The organism is Halomonas sp. 707D4 (assembly GCF_024158685.1).
Classification (GTDB): Bacteria; Pseudomonadota; Gammaproteobacteria; order Pseudomonadales; family Halomonadaceae; genus Vreelandella.
In genome coordinates, this window is record NZ_JAMZBD010000650.1 from 1 (window position 1) to 1,395 (window position 1,395).

Consider the following 1,395-nt stretch of genomic DNA (forward strand, 5'->3'; position numbering starts at 1 on the left):
CTCGGACAAAGTGACGTCGTCACGCAGCCCGTAGGGCAGCCAGGCGTTGTCACAGGCGTAGCACTGGGCGATGTCCGGGTGGCGCAGCGCCAGTGACCGGGCCACCGAAAGCCCGCCCACGCCGGAATCGAAAATGAGGACCGGGGCGCTCATCGCGCCCCGTCCCGCTCAGAGGAGGAGTCAGCCACAGCGCCCTCGCGCGTTCGTTGCAAAGGCGCCAGTTTAACACGCTCGGCCGGGCGCGGGACTAGACCTCGGGGACGTCGGCGTCGCGAAGCTCCGCGTAGAGTTCCGGGTAGGCGAGCTGCAGCCGCTCGAGCTCCTGCTCGGCCTTCTCGGGCAGGGCCTGACGGAGCTCTTCCATGTCCTCGGCGGAGAAGTGCTTGTCGATCAACGGGAAAAGCCCCTCGCGCTCGTGGCGCAGATAGGTGCGGTGCGCTTCGAGATAGGCGGCCAGGTCCTCGGCGAAGCGGTCCATCGGCAGCACGTTGTCCATCAGGATCATGTCGATGTCGTCGGAGAGCCTTGCAAGCGTCGGCTTGAGCGCGCGGTAGTCCTCGGCCATCTTCTCCATGAGCGGCAGCTCTTCCTGGGCGCGAGTCTCGAGGCGCTCGACGCAGATGCGCTCCAGAGGGGTAGCGAAATCGTCCATGTAGGAGAGAATGTAGTCGACCACTTCGCGCATCAGCTTGAAGTTGGGCCGCTCACCCTGGGCCAACGTCTTCTGCTTGAGCTGTAGAACATGGAGCATTCGCGCCATGTTGGCATGGTCCAGACGCAGTTGAGTTAACATGATTCCATCTCCTTAAAGAGGGTCGAGCCGCTCGCCTCGAGTCCCTGTCAAAGCGCTAGACGCGCGCGCGGGCAAGACAGTTTCTACTACAATTTCTACTACACTTGACGCTTTACCATGCGCTCGCGCCGGCGCGTTCGCAAGCCCGTCTCGCGCAAGGGGCCGCCTTAAGATTATGTTTTAAGGTAGCCGTGCGCAACGCGCTTTGCGAGACACGCCGGCGTCAGGCGCCGCCAGACGATGGAAGTGTGACCATGGATCTTTTCGAAAGCGCCCCGGGCTTTGCAGAAGGCGCACCGCTTGCCTACCGCATGCGCCCGCGCGACCTGGACGACTACGTGGGCCAGCAGGCGCTGGTGGGGCCGGGCAAGCCGCTGCGCCAGATGGCCACCGCGCATACCGTGCGCTCGATGATTCTGTGGGGCCCGCCGGGGGTGGGCAAGACGACGCTGGCAAAGCTTCTTGCCCGCGCCTGCGATGCGCGCTTCGAGCAGCTCAGCGCGGTGATGGCCGGGGTCAAGGAGATTCGCGCGGTGGTCGAGCGCGCCCAGGCGTCGAGGGCCTCCACCCTGCTGTTTCTTGACGAGATCCACCGCCTCAAC

At 64.5% G+C, this 1,395-nt stretch carries 2 protein-coding genes and 1 pseudogene; 1 reads left to right on the forward strand and 2 read right to left on the reverse strand.

Going from position 1 to position 1,395, the window contains the following annotated elements:
* Positions 1–153: pseudogene (locus BIS11_RS17560) on the reverse strand (glutamate racemase); the annotation flags it as partial.
* A 94-nt stretch (positions 154–247) separates the two neighbouring features.
* Positions 248–793 carry a hemerythrin domain-containing protein gene (locus BIS11_RS17565; protein WP_253420252.1) on the reverse strand — a complete coding sequence of 182 codons (546 nt, stop codon included), beginning with the start codon at positions 791–793 and terminating at the stop codon, positions 248–250.
* A gap of 254 nt (positions 794–1,047) precedes the next feature.
* Between BIS11_RS17565 and BIS11_RS17570 the strand changes: the two genes are divergently transcribed.
* The coding region (locus tag BIS11_RS17570; RefSeq protein ID WP_253586728.1) for an AAA family ATPase at positions 1,048–1,395 on the forward strand (348 nt) is incomplete at its 3' end.